The 17,368-nt window shown below is 68.9% G+C and carries 16 protein-coding genes; 2 read left to right on the top strand and 14 right to left on the bottom strand.

Annotation, left to right across the window (positions count from 1 at the left end):
• The first annotated feature begins 308 nt into the window (after positions 1 to 308).
• Together RTX79_RS01070 and RTX79_RS01065 are read left to right on the top strand one after the other, a co-directional pair.
• Positions 309 to 2,708, top strand: a complete 2,400-nt coding sequence (locus RTX79_RS01070) for a membrane-bound PQQ-dependent dehydrogenase, glucose/quinate/shikimate family (protein ID WP_312681146.1) — start codon at positions 309 to 311, stop codon at positions 2,706 to 2,708.
• Between the two features lie 102 nt (positions 2,709 to 2,810).
• On the top strand, positions 2,811 to 3,665 hold the full coding sequence (locus RTX79_RS01065; RefSeq protein ID WP_312681145.1) for an IclR family transcriptional regulator domain-containing protein: 855 nt from the start codon (positions 2,811 to 2,813) through the stop codon (positions 3,663 to 3,665).
• Between the two features lie 71 nt (positions 3,666 to 3,736).
• Here RTX79_RS01065 and pcaC read toward each other — a convergent pair whose 3' ends face one another.
• The 14 genes from pcaC to RTX79_RS00995 all read right to left on the bottom strand — a co-directional run bounded on the left by pcaC (position 3,737) and on the right by RTX79_RS00995 (position 17,333).
• Positions 3,737 to 4,120 carry a 4-carboxymuconolactone decarboxylase gene (gene pcaC, locus RTX79_RS01060; RefSeq protein WP_057508461.1) on the bottom strand — a complete coding sequence of 128 codons (384 nt, stop codon included), beginning with the start codon at positions 4,118 to 4,120 and terminating at the stop codon, positions 3,737 to 3,739.
• Between the two features lie 11 nt (positions 4,121 to 4,131).
• Positions 4,132 to 4,911, bottom strand: a complete 780-nt coding sequence (gene pcaD, locus RTX79_RS01055; RefSeq protein WP_312681144.1) for a 3-oxoadipate enol-lactonase — start codon at positions 4,909 to 4,911, stop codon at positions 4,132 to 4,134.
• An 11-nt stretch (positions 4,912 to 4,922) separates the two neighbouring features.
• Positions 4,923 to 6,278, bottom strand: a complete 1,356-nt coding sequence (locus RTX79_RS01050; protein WP_312681143.1) for a 3-carboxy-cis,cis-muconate cycloisomerase — start codon at positions 6,276 to 6,278, stop codon at positions 4,923 to 4,925.
• 66 nt (positions 6,279 to 6,344) lie between these two features.
• Positions 6,345 to 6,908: a protocatechuate 3,4-dioxygenase subunit alpha gene (gene pcaG / locus RTX79_RS01045; RefSeq protein ID WP_312681141.1), complete on the bottom strand. Its 564-nt coding sequence runs from the start codon at positions 6,906 to 6,908 to the stop codon at positions 6,345 to 6,347.
• 4 nt (positions 6,909 to 6,912) lie between these two features.
• On the bottom strand, positions 6,913 to 7,623 hold the full coding sequence (pcaH, locus tag RTX79_RS01040; protein ID WP_312681139.1) for a protocatechuate 3,4-dioxygenase subunit beta: 711 nt from the start codon (positions 7,621 to 7,623) through the stop codon (positions 6,913 to 6,915).
• 105 nt (positions 7,624 to 7,728) lie between these two features.
• A complete protein-coding gene (gene pcaF, locus RTX79_RS01035) occupies positions 7,729 to 8,943 on the bottom strand; it encodes a 3-oxoadipyl-CoA thiolase (RefSeq protein ID WP_428695925.1) in 1,215 nt (404 codons plus the stop codon).
• 1 nt (position 8,944) lies between these two features.
• Positions 8,945 to 9,592: a 3-oxoacid CoA-transferase subunit B gene (locus RTX79_RS01030; protein WP_312681137.1), complete on the bottom strand. Its 648-nt coding sequence runs from the start codon at positions 9,590 to 9,592 to the stop codon at positions 8,945 to 8,947.
• On the bottom strand, positions 9,589 to 10,281 hold the full coding sequence (locus RTX79_RS01025; RefSeq protein ID WP_312681135.1) for a 3-oxoacid CoA-transferase subunit A: 693 nt from the start codon (positions 10,279 to 10,281) through the stop codon (positions 9,589 to 9,591). Before RTX79_RS01025 ends, RTX79_RS01030 begins: the two co-directional genes overlap by 4 nt.
• On the bottom strand, positions 10,278 to 10,454 hold the full coding sequence (locus RTX79_RS01020) for a hypothetical protein (RefSeq protein ID WP_312681133.1): 177 nt from the start codon (positions 10,452 to 10,454) through the stop codon (positions 10,278 to 10,280). Before RTX79_RS01020 ends, RTX79_RS01025 begins: the two co-directional genes overlap by 4 nt.
• The gene (locus tag RTX79_RS01015) at positions 10,451 to 11,770 is read right to left on the bottom strand and encodes an MFS transporter (RefSeq protein ID WP_312681131.1); all 1,320 of its coding nucleotides are present in this window, start codon (positions 11,768 to 11,770) and stop codon (positions 10,451 to 10,453) included. Before RTX79_RS01015 ends, RTX79_RS01020 begins: the two co-directional genes overlap by 4 nt.
• Before the next feature lie 49 nt (positions 11,771 to 11,819).
• Positions 11,820 to 12,671, bottom strand: coding sequence for a type I 3-dehydroquinate dehydratase (aroD, locus tag RTX79_RS01010; RefSeq protein ID WP_312681129.1), 852 nt, complete (start codon positions 12,669 to 12,671; stop codon positions 11,820 to 11,822).
• Between the two features lie 29 nt (positions 12,672 to 12,700).
• Positions 12,701 to 14,002, bottom strand: a complete 1,302-nt coding sequence (locus tag RTX79_RS01005) for a carbohydrate porin (RefSeq protein ID WP_312681127.1) — start codon at positions 14,000 to 14,002, stop codon at positions 12,701 to 12,703.
• Positions 14,003 to 14,025: 23 nt separating this feature from the next.
• Positions 14,026 to 15,537, bottom strand: coding sequence for a right-handed parallel beta-helix repeat-containing protein (locus tag RTX79_RS01000; protein ID WP_312681126.1), 1,512 nt, complete (start codon positions 15,535 to 15,537; stop codon positions 14,026 to 14,028).
• A 227-nt stretch (positions 15,538 to 15,764) separates the two neighbouring features.
• Positions 15,765 to 17,333: a protein adenylyltransferase SelO gene (locus RTX79_RS00995; protein ID WP_312681125.1), complete on the bottom strand. Its 1,569-nt coding sequence runs from the start codon at positions 17,331 to 17,333 to the stop codon at positions 15,765 to 15,767.
• Between the last annotated feature and the right edge of the window lie 35 nt (positions 17,334 to 17,368).

Here is a 17,368-nt window from a genome sequence, read left to right as displayed (position 1 = left end):
CAAGGCCAGCGTTGTAGGGCGGCATAGGGTAACAGGCCGCCTGCCGGCCCGCTGTCGCCGGCGTCGCATTGCGTGCCTGTGTCGCTGCGTTCCACCGGTGATGTGCTGCGTTGACGCCAAAATCGCACATAGGTGCGATAATCGCCCTAACCGGTCATTCACCTCGTTTCCGCGATAAGCACGGGAACGCCAGCCCCTTCCCTACGGGAAGCGGTCTGCGGGAATGCCGACGGTCCCCGCCACGCAGCTGCGCGCGCGGGCCTGCCTGGTCCTTCCGGCCGGGTTTCGAATGTAGAGGTTCATGCAACGTGGACGAGAAAACGAAGATCCCGGCCGTGTGTCGCGTGCTGGTCATCCTGCTTGGCATCCTGGTATCGCTGTTCGGCCTGACCCTGCTGGTCGGCGGCGTGCGCCTGCTGACGCTGGGCGGCAGCGCCTATTTCGCCCCGACGGGCGCGATCACCCTGCTGGCCGGCGTGCTGCTGGTGCTGCGTCGCCCGCTGGGCGCGCTGCTGTTCGGCGTCGCCTTCGTGGCGACGCTGGTGTGGTCGGTGGTCGATGCCGGCCTTGAGTTCTGGCCGCTGGTCTCGCGGCTGGTGATGCCGGCGGTGCTGGCGATGCTGGTCGCGCTGAGCTGGCCGATGCTGCGTCGCAGCCGTGGCCTGCCCACTGGCCGCGGGGGGTACGCCGTCGCCGCGCTGCTGCTGGTCGGGCTGCTCGGCACCGGCGCGGCCGCCTTCCAGCCGCGTCCGGTGGTGGCTGCCGCCGGCACGCGCCCGGCGGTGACCCCGGTCGCCGCAGGCAGCGAGCAACGCGACTGGGCGCACTGGGGCAACACCACCGCCGGCACCCGCTTCGCCGCGCTGGACCAGATCACGCTGGACAACGTGGACCAGCTGCAGGTGGCCTGGACGGCGCGCACCGGCGATGTGCCGGAGAGCAACGGGTTCGGCGCCGAAGACCAGAACACCCCGCTGCAGATCGGTGACACCCTGTTCCTGTGCACCCCGCACAACCGGGTGATCGCCGTCGACGCCGATACCGGCAAGCAGCGCTGGGCCTTCGATCCCAAGGCCACCGCGCCGAACTGGCAGCGTTGCCGCGGGCTGGGTTACTTCGATGCCGACCTTGCACCGGCGCCGGGCCCGGCCCCGCTCACCGGCGTCGCCTCCCCGACCGCCCCGGCGTTGTGCCGCAAGCGCATCCTGATGACCTCCATCGATGCGCGGCTGTTCGCGCTGGATGCCACCACCGGTGCTGCCTGCCCGGACTTCGGCAGCAACGGCGTGGTCGACCTCAAGCAGGGCATGGGCGAGATCAAGCCCGGCTTCTTCACCATCACCGCCGCCCCGCTGGTGGCCGGTGAACTGATCGTCGTCGGCGGCCGCGTGGCCGACAACATCGAAGTCAACGAGCCTTCCGGCGTGGTGCGCGCCTTCAACGTGCGCACCGGTGCCCTGGCCTGGGTCTGGGACCTTTCCAGGGAAACCCCGGACGTACCGCTGGATCCGTCGGTGGAATACACCCGCGCCACGCCGAACGTGTGGACGTCGATGGCGTACGACGCGCAGCTGGGCCTGGTCTACCTGCCCACCGGCAACACCACGCCGGACCAGTGGGCCGGACAGCGCACGCCGCAGGACGACAAGTACAGCTCGGCCGTGGTCGCTCTCGACGTGGCTACCGGCAAGGAACGCTGGGTCTACCAGACCGTGCACCACGACCTGTGGGACTACGACCTGCCGGCGCAGCCGACGCTGACCGACGTACCCGACGGCAAGGGCGGCACGTTGCCGGCCCTGCTGCAGGTGACCAAGGCCGGCCAGGTGTTCATGCTCAACCGCCAGACCGGCCAGCCGATCGCCGCGGTGCAGGACATCCCCGCACCGCAGGGCAAGGCCCAGGGCGAGCGTTATTCCCCGACCCAGCGTCTGTCGGTGGGCCTGCCGCAGATCGGCGCGCAGACCCTGACCGAATCGGACATGTGGGGCGCCACGCCGATCGACCAGATGCTGTGCCGCATCCAGTTCAAGCAGTTCCGTTACGACGGCATGTTCACCCCGCCGGGCGAGGACCTCGCGCTGCAGTGGCCCGGTTCGCTGGGTGGCATGAACTGGGGCAGCGCATCGGTGGATCCGACCACCGGCTACCTGTTCGTCAATGACATGCGACTGGGCCTGTGGACCAAGCTGATCCCGCGCGCGCAGATGACCAGTGGCGATGGTGGCGTGGAAATGGGCGCCGCTTCGCAGACCGGTACGCCGTATGGTTCGCTGCGCGACCGCTTCCTGTCCAAACTCGGCATTCCGTGCCAGAAGCCGCCGTTCGGCACCATGTCGGCGATCAACCTGGCGACCCGGCAGCTGGTCTGGCAGGTGCCGGTCGGCACGGTGCAGGACACCGGCCCGCTGGGCATCCGCATGCACCTGCCGATTCCGGTCGGCATGCCCACCCTGGGCGGTTCACTGGCCACCCAGTCCGGCCTGCTGTTCTTCGCCGGTACCCAGGACTTCTACCTGCGCGCCTACGACAGCCGCAGTGGCAAGGAAGTGTGGAAGGCGCGGCTTCCGGTAGGCAGCCAGGGCACGCCGATCACCTACGTGTCGCCGACCACCGGTCGCCAGTACGTGGTGATCTCCGCCGGCGGCGCACGCCAGTCACCGGATCGCGGCGACTACGTGATCGCCTACGCCCTGCCGTCGAAGTAAGCCACCTGCAGGCACCGCGGTCACCCTGACCGCGGTGCCTGCGGTTTCGCATCTCCGGCGTCAGCACTTACCATGCACGATCACCGCGCGAACCTTCCGTACATGCCTGTTGTTCCCCCCAGTCGCCGTCCCAAGCCGTCCGCTGCCCTGCCACAGGACCGTGGCCTGTCCCACGAACTGATGCAGCAGATCCAGGACAACCAGGGCGATCCGGATTTCATGACTTCGCTCGGCCGTGGCCTGGCGGTGATGAGTGTGTTCTCGCAGCACCCGCGCGAAGTCACCATGTCGCAGATCAGCAGCGAGACGGGTATTTCGCGCGCGGCCGTGCGGCGCGTGCTGCATACCCTGCAGAAACTGGGCTACGTCGGTGAACAGGGCCGTGGCTTCGTGCTGCTGCCGCGCGTGCTGGGCCTCGGCGGCGCCTACGTGGCGTCCTCGTCGATGACCGCGGCGGCGCAACCGGTGCTGGATGCGCTGCGCGACGACCTGCACGAGTCGTGTTCGCTGGGCGTGCTGGATGGCGATGACGTGCTGTACATCGCGCGCGCCGAAACCGTGCGCATCATGTCGATCGGCCTGCGCGCCGGCAGCCGATTGCCGTGCTACTGCACGTCGATGGGCCGGGTGCTGCTGGCGGCGCTGCCGCGTGACACGCTGGAAGGCTATCTGGAGCGGACCCCGTTGCGTCCGCGTACCGAACGCACGATAACCCGCATGGACGAGTTCCTGGAGACGTTGGACAAGGTGCGGCGCGAAGGCGTGGCACTGGTCGACCAGGAACTGGAGATCGGCCTGCGTTCGATCGCGGTACCGGTGCTGCGCCGCAGTGGCGAGGTGGTCGGCGCGCTGAACATCGGCACCCAGGCCGGGAGAATCAGCCTGGGCACGATGCAGACGCGGATCCTGCCGCGGCTGCGCGAATCCGCGCAGCAGTTGGGGCAGCTGCTGGGCTGAGGTGGAAAGCTGACGGCCAGCGGCCGTCACTACCGGCATGACGTTGACGGCCAGCGGCCGTCACTACCGGGTCATCCGGCGGCCTGCTCTTCGAGGATCGGCTTGGCCAGTGCGAAGGCATGGTTGGCGGCGGGCACGCCGCAGTAGATCGCCGCCTGCAGCAGCGCTTCCTTGATTTCATCCGGCGTGACCCCGTTGTTGCGGGCCGCGCGGATGTGCAGCTTGAACTCTTCGTCGTGCCCCAACGCCACCATCATCACGATGGTCAGCAGCGAGCGGGTATGTCGTGGCAGGCCATCGCGCGTCCACACCGTGCCCCACGCCGTGCGGGTGATGAAGGCCTGGAATTCTTCGGTGAAATCCGTACGTGCCTGCAGCGAGCGCTCCACGTGCGCTTCGCCGAGCACCTCCCGGCGCACGGCCAGGCCGGCTTCGTAACGTTGCTGTTCGTCCATCGTGATGTTCCTCAGGCGTGCAGATGATCGGCCAGCGCCGCGTTGAACGCGTCCACCGACTCCAGGTTGCAGATGTGCCGGCCGGGCACGCTGGCATGGCGTCCCTGCGCCACGCCGGTCGCGATGGCCTGCAGGTCGGCCGGCGGGCAGACCGGGTCCTGGTCACCGGCAATCGCCAGCGTGGGCACGCGGATGTCGGCCAGCCGGTCACGGAAATCGGCATGCCCCACCGCATTGCAGCACCCGGCATACCCTTCGGCGGATGTGGTCAGGAAGCGTTGCAGGATGTCCTCGACCTGCTGCGCGTGGGTCTGCGCGAAGGCCGTGCTGAACCAGCGCTCGCGGGTGCCCTCCAGCAGCGGCTGCAGCCCCGCGTCGCGCACCTGGTCGATGCGCGCGCGCCAGCTTTCCAGGCTGCCGATCTTCGCCGCGGTTGCGGCCACCGTCAGCGAGAGCAGGCGTTCACCGGCGTGCACGCCGAGCCACTGGCCGGTCAGTCCGCCGATCGAAAGCCCACAGAAATGGCTGCGCTCGATGCCCAGGTGGTTCCACAGCGCCAGCACGTCGGCGCCGAGGTCATCCACCGTGTACAGGCCCGGCGGCGTGCTGGAAAGCCCGTGGCCGCGACGGTCGTAGCGCAGCACGCGGAAGCGGCCGCTGAAGGCCCGCGCCTGCGGTTCCCACATGTGCAGGTCGGTGCCCAGCGAGTTGCAGAAGGTCAGCCAGGGCGCGTCGGCCGGTCCCTCCACCACGTAGCGCAGTCGGTGCCGGGGAAGTTCAAGGAAGGCCATGCAATGCTCCGTCACGCATCGTGGGGGACGCGTGCGAGCACGCGGTCGATCCAGGTATCGGCCATGCCGCGCCAGCTGTCGGCGGCGAACAGCGCATCCAGCTGCGCGCTGCCCAGATGGCGGCTGACTTCCGGGTTGGCCTGCAGCACCTCACGCAGCGGCCGGGCGTGGGCAAGCGCCTGCTGCGCGGCCTGCTCCACCAGCGCATGCGCGGCCGCCTTGCCGATCTGCTCGGCCAGGGTGACCGCCACCGCTTCGGCATACAGCAGGCCGCCGTGGCTGCCCAGGTGCTCCCGCATGCGCTCGCGATCCAGCTGCAGGCCGTGCACCACCACCGTCACCTGGGCCAGGCTGCCGGCGCACAGGCGCACGATCTCCGGCACGGTTTCCCATTCTGCATGCCACTGCCCGGCGGCGCGCTCGTGCGGCTGTGGCATCGCGCTGAACAACGTGGACAGCAGGCCGGGCACGCGGGTGGCTGCGGCAATGGCGGCCACGCAGCCCACCGGATTGCGCTTGTGCGGCATCGCCGACGACCCGCCCTTGCCCTCGCCCGCCGGTTCGAAGGCTTCGGCCACCTCGGACTGCATCAGCAACACGATGTCGGTGGCGATCTTGCCCAGGCTGCCGACCAGCAGCGCGAACACAGTGCCCAGCTCGGCGATGCGATCGCGGGCGGCATGCCAGGGCAGCGCCGGCAACGGAAGCTGCAGTTCGTCGGCCAGCGCCTGCGCCACGTCCAGGCCACGGTCCTGCAGCGACGCCAGCGTCCCGGCGGCTCCACCAAACTGCAGCACCAGCGTATCGGCATGCAGCGCCTGCAACCGCTGCTGGCTGCGCTGCAGGGCATCCAGCCAGCCGGCGGCCTTCAGCCCGAAGGTGACCGGTACGGCCTGCTGCAACAGGGTGCGCCCCGGCAGACCGGTGTCACGCTCGGCCTCGGCCAGTGCCGCCAACGCGCTGCACAGCTGCTGCAGTTTCGCCTGCACCTGGCCCAGCGCCTGCCGCAGCTGCAGCACCGCGCCGGTATCGATGATGTCCTGGCTGGTGGCGCCCCAATGCACCCACCGCGCGGCCTCGGCATCATCGGCACGCACGCGCGCGGTCAACGCCTTGACCAGCGGAATGGCCGGGTTGCCCGCCAACGCCGTGGCCTGGGCCAGTGCCGCGATGTCGTACAGCTGCGCGTGGCAGGCCGCTTCGATGGCCGGCAGCGCCGTCTGCGGGATCACCCCGCAGCGGGCCTGCGCTCGGGCCAGCGCGCGCTCCACGTCGAGCATCGCCTGCAGGCGTGCGGCATCGGTGAATCCGGCATCGACGAGCGGATCGCCGAACAGGGCCCCAAGCAGGGAGTGGGTTTCGCTCATGTACCGCCATCCATCCAGAGGGGACCAGCGTACCCACGCCCGCGGTCAGCGGGCGTGGAGAACGGCTCAGTAATCGAAGAAGACCGTCTCGTCCGGTCCCTGCATGTGCACGTTCCAGTGGTACAGGCCCTCGCCCTGGGCCTGCGCGAGCAACGTGCCGCGACGCTCCGCCGGGACCAGGTGCAGGATCGGGTCTTCGTCGTTGCGCGGCTCGTCACTGAAGTAGATCCGTGCGCTGGCCGCACGCAGCAGGCCGCGCATGAACACCAGCACCACCAGGTGCGGCGCCTGTGCCCGGCCACCGGGACCGGCGACGCTGCCCGGCTTGACCGTGTTGAAGGCGAAGCGGCCGTTTTCATCGGTGGGCACCCGCCCCCAGCCGTCGAAGGCCGGATCGTGGTCGTCGCGGCGCGGATCCTCGGCATGGGCATAGATGCCCTGCGCGTCGGCCTGCCAGATTTCCAGTACCGCATCGGACACCGGCAGCCCGGTGCCATCGAACACCTGGCCGCGTACTTCCACGCGTTCGCCGAGCGCGCTGACCGGTGCGATCCCGGTGCGATACAGCGGTTCCAGGCCCAGCCGGTAGTACGGCCCCACGGTCTGCCACGGGGTAGATTGGAAACTCATTGGATTACTCCCACACGGTCATCTTGCGGCCGCGCAACACGATGTCGAAGCGGTAGCCGAGGGCGAATTCGTTGGCGCTGGTTTCCCAGTCGAACGCCGATACCATGCGCGCACGCGCCTTGGCGTCGTCCACGCAGTTGAAGATCGGGTCGTATTCCAGCAGCGGATCGCCGGGGAAATACATCTGGGTCACCAGCCGCTGGCCGATGCCTTCGCCGTGCAACGAGAAATGGATGTGCGCCGGGCGCCATGCGTTGTAATGGTTGCGCCACGGATACGCGCCGGGCTTGATGGTGGTGAAGCGGTAGCGGCCGTGCGCGTCGGTCAGCACCTGGCCGGTGCCCTTGAAGTTCGGATCCAGCGGCGCATCGTGCTGGTCGCCCTTGTGCAGGTAACGGCCAGCGGCATTGCACTGCCAGACCTCCACCACGCTGTTGCGCACCGGGCGGCCGTTTTCGTCCAGCACGCGGCCGCTGACGATGATGCGCTCGCCCAGCGGCTCACCGGCGAAGCCGGCGGTGAGATCCGCCGCGTGCGCGCCCAGGGTTATGCGGTCCAGGGTCGGGCCGGTCACTTCGGACAGCGTGACCGGGATCGCGATCGGATCCCGGCTGGGCCCGCGCTTGGCGGTGGATGCGTACGGCAGGTGGATACGGGGCGGCTGGGTGCCGGGATTCGGCTTTCGATAGCCGCGCAGTTCAGTGGGATCGCTCATCGCGTACTCCGGTTGGCAGGCGGCCCGCAGGCCGCGGCTGGTGCATTCGCGCACGCTGCCACGCAGGGCGGGCAGCGGCTGTGAAACAGGAAGGGGAACCCGGGCTCACACCCGTTCGATGGCCAGTGCCACGCCCTGGCCGACCCCGATGCACATGGTGGCCAGACCACGCCGGCCGCCGCTGGCTTCCAGCTGGCGCATCAAGGTCAGCGCGATGCGTGCGCCGCTCATGCCCAGCGGGTGGCCGAGCGCGATCGCACCGCCATTGGCATTGACGTGTGGCGCATCGTCGGCGAGGCCGAGTTCACGCAGGCAGGCCAGTCCCTGCGAGGCGAAGGCCTCGTTGAGTTCGATGGCATCGAAATCGGTGATCGACAGGCCCAGCCGGGCCAGCAGCCGGCGCGTCGCCGGCACCGGCCCCATGCCCATCACCGACGGCTCCACGCCCGCACTGGCGAAACCGAGGATGCGTGCACGCGGGGTCAGGCCCAGCGCCTGCAACTGCGCGGCGGACGCCAGCAGCAGCGCAGCCGCGCCGTCGTTGATACCCGATGCGTTGCCCGCGGTCACGCTGCCAGGCTGGCGGAACAGCGGCTTCAAGCGCGCCAGCGCCTCCAGCGTGGTATCCGCACGCGGGTGTTCATCGTGCTCCACGCGCACGGTCTCCCCACGCCTGCGGCCCGGCACATCGACCGCGATGATCTCGCCGTCGAAGAAGCCCGCCTGCTGCGCCGCCGCGGCGCGCTGCTGGCTGCGCAGCGCGAACCGATCCTGGTCCTCTCGGGAGATCGCATGGCGCTCGGCCACGTTCTCGGCGGTCTGGCCCATGGTTTCCACGCCATGCAGTTCGCGCAGGCGCGGATTGATGAAACGCCAGCCCATCGTGGTGTCTTCCAGGACCTGGTCACGCGCGAACGGAGTGCCGGCCTTGCCCATCACCATCGGCGCGCGCGACATCGATTCCACGCCACCGGCGATGGCCAGGCCCAGTTCGCCGGCGGCGATGCCGCGTGCCACCGTGCCGATGGCATCCAGCCCGGAACCGCACAGCCGGTTGACCGTGCTGCCGGGCACGGTCACCGGCAGGCCCGCCAGCAGCAGGCTCATCCGCGCGACGTTGCGGTTGTCTTCGCCGGCCTGGTTGGCGCAGCCCAGGTAGACCTCTTCGATCAACGCCGGATCCAGTCCCGGGTGGCGCGCCAGCAGCGCCTGCAGCGGGATCGCGCCGAGGTCATCGGCACGCACGCCGGCCAGCGCGCCCGCATAGCGCCCGATCGGCGTGCGGATGCCATCAATGATGTAGGTGTCATGCAGGCGCATTTCAGGTTCCTTCGGCCAGCTGCAGCGGCAGCCCGGTCAGTTCGCGCAGCATCTCCAGGCTGGCACCGTCGACCATCTCCACCACGCGCGCGCCGTCGGCGCCCACGTCGAACACGCCGACATCGGTATACACGCGCGATACGCAACGCAGGCCGGTCAGCGGATAGCTGCATTCGGCAACCAGCTTGCTCTCGCCCTGCTTGGTCAGCAGGTCCATCATCACGAACACCTGCTTGGCCCCGATCGCCAGGTCCATCGCGCCGCCGACAGCGGGAATGGCATCGGCCGCCCCGGTGCTCCAGTTGGCCAGGTCGCCGTGTGCCGACACCTGGAAGGCGCCCAGCACGCAGATGTCCAGGTGGCCGCCGCGCATCATCGCGAACGAATCGGCATGGTGGAAGTAGCAGCCGCCCTGCAGCAGCGTCACCGGCTGCTTGCCGGCATTGATCAGGTCCGGGTCTTCCTCGCCGGCGGCCGGCGCAGGGCCCATGCCGAGCAGGCCGTTCTCGCTCTGCAGGAAGATCTCCTTGTCGGCGGGCAGGAAGTTGGCCACGGTGGTCGGCAGGCCGATGCCCAGGTTGACGTAGGCTCCTTCGGGGATATCGCGCGCCACGCGCGCGGCCATCTGCTGGCGGCTCAAGCGGTTCATGCCGCGCTCCTGTCCAGTGCCTGCGCACTGTCGATGGCCACCACCCGCTGCACGAAGATGCCCGGCGTCACCACCGCTTCCGGATCCAGTGCGCCCAGCGCCACCACCTCGCGGACCTGCACGATCGCACAGCGCGCGGCCATCGCCATCAGCGGGCCGAAGTTGCGCGCGGTCTTGCGGTACACCAGGTTGCCCCAACGGTCACCCCGGTCGGCCTTGATCAGCGCGAAATCGGCATGCAGCGGAAGCTCCAGCACGTACTGGCGCCCGTCGATCTCCCGCGTTTCCTTGCCCTCGGCCAGCTGCGTGCCGAAACCGGTGGGGGTGAAGATCGCGCCCAGCCCGGAGCCGGCGGCGTGGATGCGCGCGGCCAGGTTGCCCTGCGGCACCAGTTCCAGTTCGATCTCACCGGCCTTGTAGGCGGCATCGAAATGCTGCGAATCAGATTGCCGCGGGAACGAGCAGACCATGCGGCGCACGCGCTTGTGACGGATCAGCGCGGCCAGTCCGGAATCCCCGTTGCCAGCATTGTTGTTGATGATGGTCAGCTCACGCGCGCCTTGTTCGATCAGCGCATCGATCAGCGCATCGGGCATGCCGGCGGTACCAAATCCGCCGATCATCACCGTTGCACCGTCGTGGATGTCGGCCACAGCAGCTGCTGCATCGGCCACGGTCTTGTCGATCACTGCATTGCTCCCTGCACCACCCCTGCATGGCCGATGGCGGCAGGCGGTGATGCGACGTACGAAGAAGAACCCGATACCCACATGGTCGCCATGCTGGCCCGGGCGGTCAATCCGATATTCGGACGTGCCGTTCGATAATCGAACACCGCGTCAGGTGCGGATACGTCACTCATGTGCGCGCCTGCCCCACGCCGACGCGCAGCCGCAGGCACGCCCATGCCGCCAGCCCCAGCGGCAGCGCGCACAGCACGTACAGCGCCGACGGCTGCCACCCTCGATCGACCAGCAGGCCGACGCTGAGCGGTGACAGGATGGCGCCAACCCGCCCGATGCCGATCGCCCAGCCCAGGCCGGTGGTACGCACGTCCGCGGCGAACACCACCGGGGCGGCCGCATACAGGCCCGCCATCGCACCGAACAGCGCCGCCCCGATCACGAAGGCCACCGGGAAGGCGACGCCGAGGGTGGTGTTGAAGCCGGCGAATACCAGCATCGCTCCCATCGCCAGCAGCAGGCTGGCGGCGGTCAACCGGGACAGCGCCCAGCGCGAGGCCAGCCAGCCGAACAGGCTGCCGCCGACGATGCCACCGAGGTTGAGCAGCACGCCGCCGGTGATGCCCTGCTGCGCCGATACGCCGGCAGACACCAGCAGCTTCGGGGTCCAGCTCAGCACGAAGTAGAACGCGAACATGTGCAGGAAGAAGGCCAGCGCGATGAACACCGCGACCGGTCGCAGGTCACCGACGAACAGCGCGGCATACCCCTTGCGCCGGCCATCGCGCGACGGCGCCGGCGGCAAGGCCTGCAGCGGTGCCATCTGCATCCGCGCCAGCAGCGTGTTCAGGCGCGGCAAGGCGTCTGCCGGGCGCCGGGCGACGAGGAAATCCAGTGACTCGGGCAGGCATGCCATCACCAGCGGGATGCACAGCAGCGAGGCCGCCGCGCCGATCAGGAACACGCTGTGCCAGCTGAAGTGCTGCAGCATCCAGGCGGCCAGCACCCCGCCCAAGGTGGCACCGATCGGGTAGCCGGTCGCCTGCAGGGCCACCGCCGTGCTGCGCCACTTGGCGTTGGCATATTCGGCGGTGATCACCCCGACGCCAGCCAGCATGCCGCCGATGCCGATGCCGGTGAATACCCGCAGCGCCGCCAGCTGCCAGGCCGTGGCGGCCAGCGCGGACATCGCCATGCCCACGGTCAGAATCACCAGGCAGCACATGATCATCGGCCGGCGGCCCCAGCGATCAGCCAGCGGCGCCAGCAGGAAGGAGCCCAGTGCCATGCCGACCAGGCCGGCGCTGAGCATCATGCCCAGCGCCTTGCCGGACAGTCCCCAGTCAGCGGATACGTGCGGCGCGGTGAACGCCATCACCATCACGTCGAAGCCGTCGAGCATGTTCAACAGCACGCAGATGGCAATGGCCGTCCACTGGAACGCGGTCATCTTTTCCAGGACCAGCGGTGGTGCGCTTGCGGAGGGACTGCTCATGCGGAATACCTGCGACGACACACGATGGAAGGAGGCTGGCAGGCGCGCTTCAACGGCCGGCCTGGCCGGAGGCATGGATGATCTGGAGCACGGATTGCAGCTGCTCCACATCGACCTGGCCGGGCGCGGAGGGCGTGCCGATCATGCCGAAGGTCATCGCCTGGCCGAAGGTCTCCCCGGCCAGCCGCGAGACCACGCCGGTGCCGCCCATCGCCATCGTCAGCAACGGGCGGTCGCTCTGCTGGCGCACCTGCCAGGTGGCGCCCAGCAGCGCCAGCACGTCGCCGGCATCACGCGGCATCACCGCGATCTTCAGCACGTCCGCCCCCATCGCCTGCTGCCTGAGCAGTCGCGCGACGATCTCTTCGCGCGGCGGCGTGGCGTGGAAGTCATGGCTGGACATCACCACCTTGGCACCGGCCGCGTGCGCCGCGTCGACCAGTGACTGCACCACCTGCCGATCACGGAACATCTCCACGTCCAGCATCTGCACGAAGCCGCCGCGCAGCAGGGTGGCGTACAGCGCCCCGTAGTCGGCATCGCTGATCGCCTTGCTGCCGCCCTCGGCCTGGGTGCGGAAGGTCACGATCAGTGGCTTGCCTGCCAACGCCTGCTCGATGCGCTTCCCCAGCGCCAGCAGCGCGGTGCCGTCGGTGGCGATATCCAGGTAATCGATCCGCCACTCGGCGATATCAGTGGACGCGCTGGCGGCGATCACCGTCGCCTGCTGCAGCGCCTGCTCCGCCGTCGCCGCGGTGATCGGCACGATGGTCTTGGGCATGCCCTCGCCGATCCGCAGCGTGCCGATCTGCAGCGGTTTGATGGCCGGCGGCGCGGCCTGCACCGCAGGAATCGACGTGGCGCAGGCCACGGCCAGCAACAGGGGCATCAAGGCGCGCATGGGAGTCACCGGGCAGGAGAAGAAACGCATCAGAAGGTCACCTTGGCCTGCACGCCGAGCGCCCAGGCGTTGTCGGTGCGGGTGTAGGCGAAGGTGCCCGGATTGACGATGTACTGCACGTCCGGGCGGATCATCAGCCACGGCGTGACCTGCACGCTGTAGGACAGTTCGAACAGCTCCTCGGCCTGGCTGAGGTGGTACAGCGGCGAGTCACCAGGCACACCAGCATCGACCAGGGAGGCGCGGCGGGCGTCGATCAGGCGGCGGTTGATGTCCGCGCCGACATAGCCCAGCGCGATGCTGTCCTGGGGGCGTGAACCAATGCCCTGGTAGACGCCGCCCAGTGCATACCAGCGGCGGATCTGCGCGGTATCGGTGTCGGACACCATGTACTGCGCAAAGGCCGTCAGGCCGCGCTCCGGGTCAGCCGCTTCACGGGTCAGACGCTGTTCGGCCAGCAGGTAGCCGCCATGGCGGCCGGTGGTGGCAGCAGGCTCGAGCCCACGCCGCGCCACGCGTGAAGTGTCGTAGTAACCGCCCAACTTGTAGACGCCGGGATGATCACCGCCCTTGCCGGGCGTCCAGGTCAGCTCTACCGGGAACAACGAGCCGGTGGTGCCGGAGGCGAACGGCCGGAAGGCGTTGCGTTCGATGTTGCCGCCCAGGTTCGGATTGACCTGGAACCAGCCGGTCCGCACGTTCAGCGCCGGGCTCACCTGCTGGGCGATTTCACCGCCCCAGCGCGCCACCGGATAGTTGTACCAGCCGCTGTTGCCGGACATCGCCAACGGATGCGCGCAGAACGCGGCGTTGACGAAATGGGTCAGCAGGCTGTGCAGCCCGAACTGGTTGCCCATCGCGTAGTAGCCCAGCTTGAAATACGACTGGCCATCGGCGAACTTCTGGTCGTAACTGAGCTCGGTCAGGCGCGTGTACTGGCCGCCGTAGGCTTCCTGGATCGGGAAACGATTGCCGACGAAGTCCACCGAGGTGCTGCGGCCGCGGCGGTCATTGAGGGTGACGTGCAGCGTGCCGCCGTCCCAACCGGCCAGCTTGCCCATGTCCAGGTCCATGCCCACGCGGACCTGCTGCGCGTAGCGCGCGCCGGTCTCACCGTAGCCGCCGTCGACCACGCCCATCGCTTCACCGACGTAGTCGCCGCGGAACGCGATGCCGCGCGCGGCCAGCTCGCTGCGCGTGCCACCCCAGTCACCGGTGAGCGTCTGGCCGTCGTAGGCGTTGGCATTGGCGGATTGCGCGCTGGCCAGCATCGGCACAAGCAGGGCGGCCACGGTGGCGGTGGCCAGCAGGCAGGAAGAGGTGGAGGTCATCGCAGGGTCCCGGAAGGAAGTCATCAACGCAGCGCCAGCGGCGCGCTCAACGGCGAGGTGGCGCCCAGCGCGGAGGTCAGCGTGGCGGTGACCGTGGCCAGCCCGGCGCCCTCGCCCGCATCAGCCAGCGGCACCTCGAAGCGCCCCTGCCCCTGTGCATCGGTGACCGCCTGCACCGTGCCCAGCACGCGTTCGGCTTCGCTGCCGTCCTTCGCCGTGTTGCCGAACAGTTCAACCTGGTAGCGCTGGTTCGGCGCGCCGTTGAACACCCCGTGCACGACGCGGGCAGCGCCCCTGCCCTGCACCGATTGCAGCGTCGGTGCAGCCTGGCCGAGGTTGGCCAGCGGCTGGCAGTCGGCCTGGCCGGCGGCGCTGCAGATGCGCGCACGCCTGGACGGGTCATTGTCCACGCCGCGGCCGCGGGATCCCTTGAAGCTGGCATGTTCCAGTCCCGGTACGCCGAACACGATCGCACCGCGTGCCTGGCCCGGCGCACACGCGCCACCGGCCTCGCAGCGTTCGATGTGCAGCCCATTGCCGGACAGACGGTTGCCGGTGAAGCGGTTCGCTGCACTGACCGGCTGCGGACGCACCGCGATGCCGATGCCATTGCCGGTGACGGTGTTGCCATCGACCACGTTGCCGCTGCCGGTGATGCTCAGGCCGATGGCGTTGCCGGTGAAGGTATTGGCGGCGATGTAGTTGCGGTTGCCCCAGTTGATCTGCAGGCCATCGGAATAATCGACGAAGCGGTTGTGCACCACGCTGTTGTCGTTGCCCCACAGGATTTCGATGCCCTGCGAGGGTTCCGGATTGGCGTCGGTGGACTGGAACAGGTTGTCGGCCACCAGGTTCCAGGCCGCGCCACGGGTCAGCTCCAGGCCATCGCCGTTGTCCAGGAACACGTTGCGCACGATCCGGTTGTGCACGGTGGTGGTGGGCGTGGACTGGCCCTTGCCATCATCGCCGGTGAGCATGATGCCGGCGCCGCCCTTGTTGGCGACGATGCGGTTGTCATGGATCTCGCTGTGGCTGGCGCGGTTGATCAGCACGCCGATGCAGAAGTTGCGGATCTCCAGCCCGGCCAGCTCCACGCCCTGCGTATCGCGCAGCACCAGCCCGGGCAGCGTGGTGGTGCGCACGTTGGTGCCGGACTGGCCCGGCTCGGCACCCGGGCAGGCATCGGTACCGCTGCCGGTGACATAGGCCGAACCATCGATGGCCACGTGCACGCCCTCGCGTGCCCACGGCGCGCCGACGATCTGCACCGGGCCGACGATCTCCGGCAACGGCGAGGCCGGGCGGATCACGTACGGAGCCTGGCCGACCGCTTCGATTTCGATCCGGTGGCGGCCGGGGGCCTGGTTGGCGGTGGTGATCGCCCAGCGCAGCGAGCCCGGCGCCGCATCGTCGGCGTAACGGTCAACGCGCAGCACCTGCAGCGCCTCGCGCGGCGGTTCGGCCTGGTAAGCCAGCGCCAGCGATGGCAGCGCCGCAAGCAGGGACAGGGAAACGGCAGACAGACGACGGTGCATGCGAACTCCGCACAGGTGGAAGGAATCCCGGCGGTCTTCCCCTGCACCTGGCTTCAGCACCGTCATGGCACTGCCCTCGCCCCGCCAGGGGTGGATCGCTTGGAACGAGGATGAAAGTAGTTTTATCGCACTGCACCATTCAAGTGCGTTTATCGACTGCGTGTGCGATTACCGAACTGAACGGGTAGTACCATCGTCGTACAGACGGATCCCCCCGACTGCGCGCCTCAGGAACTGCAGGACAGCATCGAACAGCCGGCCTTGTGATCGGCCCATGCAGGGCGCCTGCCGGCGTAATGCTCCAGCCCGGCCCGTTCGGTATACGGATCACGCAGGACCTCCTGCAGTGCCCGCACGCCGCCCATGTCGCCCTCGCTGGCGCGTTCGATCGCTTCCTGGGCCAGCCAGTTGCGCAGCACGTACAGCGGGTTGGCGCGCGTCATCCGCGCGATCCGTTCCGCTGCCTCGAGCGGATCGGCACGCAGGCGCGTGGCATAGTCGTGCAGCCATTGCAGCAGCGGCTCGCGCACTGCTGCCTGGCGTGCGGGATCGTAGAACACGCCGTCGAGCACCGCGGCATCCGGCGACGCCACGTCCAGCCCGATCAGCGCCCGGTACGCCAGGGTCATGTCCATCGCCCCGTCCTGCATCAGCTGCTGCCAGCGCTGGTGCAGCTGCAGGTCGGCCGCATCGGCTGCGGACAGGCCCAGCTTCGCCGCCACGTCGCGCCGGGTGCAGGCGGCCAGCGTGGCCTGGAAGGCATCCAGTCCAGCCTGCAGCGGCTGCACGTCGGCAAACAGCGGCGCCAGCGCCTGCGCCAGCCGGGTGAGGTTCCAGAACACCACCTGCGGCTGGGTACCGAAGCGGTAACGGCGTCCCTGCGCATCGGTGGTGTTGGGCGTCCAGTCCGGATCGTAGTCTTCCACCCAACCGTACGGGCCATAGTCGATGGTGAGGCCGAGCACGGACATGTTGTCGGTGTTCATCACGCCGTGGACAAAGCCCACGCGCATCCAGTGCGCCACCATTTCCGCACTGCGCACGGCGATCTGGCCGAACCAGTCGCCCAGCAGCGCTTCGCCGCTGCCCTGCAGTTCGGGGAAATCGCGCGCGATGCAGGTGTCCGCCATCTGCTGCAGCAGCTCCTGTTCGCCGCGCGATGCGGGCAGCTCGAAGCTGCCGAAGCGCAGGAACGAGGGCGCCACGCGGCACACGATGGCACCGGGTTCGATGTCCGGATGACCGTCGTAGAGCATGTCGCGCAACACGCCCTCGCCGCTGCCGACCAGCGACAGTGCGCGCGTGGTGGGCACGCCCAGATGGTGCATCGCCTCGCTGCACAGGAACTCACGTATCGACGAACGCAGCACGGCGCGCCCATCGGCGCCGCGCGAATACGGCGTCGGTCCGGCGCCCTTCAGTTGCAGCTCCCAGTGACGCCCATCGGCGCCGACCAGTTCCCCCAGCGAGATCGCCCGTCCGTCGCCCAGTTGCCCAGCCCAGCGACCGAACTGATGGCCGCCGTAGTTGGCGGCCCACGGCTGCATGCCCTGCAGCAGCGCGTTGCCGGCGAACACCTCGGCAAAATCCGCGCTGTCCACGAAGCCGGCCGGAAGTCCCAGCAGGTCGGCCACTTCAGGCCACACCGCCAGCGTGGACGGCGCGGTGACCGGCGTCGGCATGACCGCCGACCAAGCCGCGCCGCGTACCTCACGGCGCTGGTTGGACGGCTCCGGGTCGCCGGGAAGGCGCTGGATCAGGCGGTTGTCGAAACGGAGGGTGTCAGCAGTATCCATGCACCCGACATGGGGGCGGCCGGACCCAGCGGCAA

This window comes from Stenotrophomonas chelatiphaga, assembly GCF_032054965.1.
GTDB lineage: Bacteria > Pseudomonadota > Gammaproteobacteria > Xanthomonadales > Xanthomonadaceae > Stenotrophomonas > Stenotrophomonas chelatiphaga.
This window is presented reverse-complemented; position numbering and strand designations above follow the sequence as displayed.

Coding starts and splice junctions, on each gene's coding strand:
- RTX79_RS00995 (WP_312681125.1), bottom strand. CDS start 17,333: ATGGATACTGCTGACACCCTCCGTTTCGACAACCGCCTGATCCAGCGC.
- pcaF (WP_428695925.1), bottom strand. CDS start 8,943: ATGCGCCTGCATGACACCTACATCATTGATGGCATCCGCACGCCGATC.
- pcaC (WP_057508461.1), bottom strand. CDS start 4,120: ATGGACGAACAGCAACGTTACGAAGCCGGCCTGGCCGTGCGCCGGGAG.
- RTX79_RS01030 (WP_312681137.1), bottom strand. CDS start 9,592: ATGAACCGCTTGAGCCGCCAGCAGATGGCCGCGCGCGTGGCGCGCGAT.
- RTX79_RS01000 (WP_312681126.1), bottom strand. CDS start 15,537: ATGCACCGTCGTCTGTCTGCCGTTTCCCTGTCCCTGCTTGCGGCGCTG.
- pcaH (WP_312681139.1), bottom strand. CDS start 7,623: ATGAGCGATCCCACTGAACTGCGCGGCTATCGAAAGCCGAATCCCGGC.
- RTX79_RS01020 (WP_312681133.1), bottom strand. CDS start 10,454: ATGAGTGACGTATCCGCACCTGACGCGGTGTTCGATTATCGAACGGCA.
- aroD (WP_312681129.1), bottom strand. CDS start 12,671: ATGCGCGCCTTGATGCCCCTGTTGCTGGCCGTGGCCTGCGCCACGTCG.
- pcaD (WP_312681144.1), bottom strand. CDS start 4,911: ATGGCCTTCCTTGAACTTCCCCGGCACCGACTGCGCTACGTGGTGGAG.
- RTX79_RS01015 (WP_312681131.1), bottom strand. CDS start 11,770: ATGAGCAGTCCCTCCGCAAGCGCACCACCGCTGGTCCTGGAAAAGATG.
- RTX79_RS01050 (WP_312681143.1), bottom strand. CDS start 6,278: ATGAGCGAAACCCACTCCCTGCTTGGGGCCCTGTTCGGCGATCCGCTC.
- pcaG (WP_312681141.1), bottom strand. CDS start 6,908: ATGAGTTTCCAATCTACCCCGTGGCAGACCGTGGGGCCGTACTACCGG.
- RTX79_RS01005 (WP_312681127.1), bottom strand. CDS start 14,002: ATGACCTCCACCTCTTCCTGCCTGCTGGCCACCGCCACCGTGGCCGCC.
- RTX79_RS01065 (WP_312681145.1), top strand. CDS start 2,811: ATGCCTGTTGTTCCCCCCAGTCGCCGTCCCAAGCCGTCCGCTGCCCTG.